A 288-nucleotide genomic window follows, 5' to 3' on the forward strand; every position below is an offset into this window, starting at 1 on the left:
TTTGATTAATCCTAAAAACCCTTCTTGATATAAATCTTCTTTAGTTAAAACTCGAGGATAATATTTAAATTGATAAGTTAGTTTTTTGACTAAAGGTAAATGAAGTTCAATTAATTGTTCTCGTATTTCTAAATTCTTTTTATTTTTTAAAAAATCTTTAAATAATTCTTCTCTTAACATTTAATTCCTTTCTAAAAACGTTTTTAGAAAAGATAAGAAATTATTTTTTTTAGTCTTAGAAAAGAAAAAAAGACTAACTTAATAGTTAGTCTTAAAGAATTTTTAAAA

General features: G+C 19.4%; 1 protein-coding gene. It reads right to left on the reverse strand.

What is annotated here, in order from left to right:
* On the reverse strand, window positions 1–180 hold a 180-nt coding region (locus tag RI68_RS03035), incomplete at its 3' end, for a sigma factor (RefSeq protein ID WP_017193757.1).
* Between the last annotated feature and the right edge of the window lie 108 nt (window positions 181–288).

This window comes from Vaccinium witches'-broom phytoplasma str. VAC, from assembly GCF_000309405.1.
Taxonomy (GTDB): domain Bacteria; phylum Bacillota_I; class Bacilli_A; order Acholeplasmatales; family Acholeplasmataceae; genus Phytoplasma.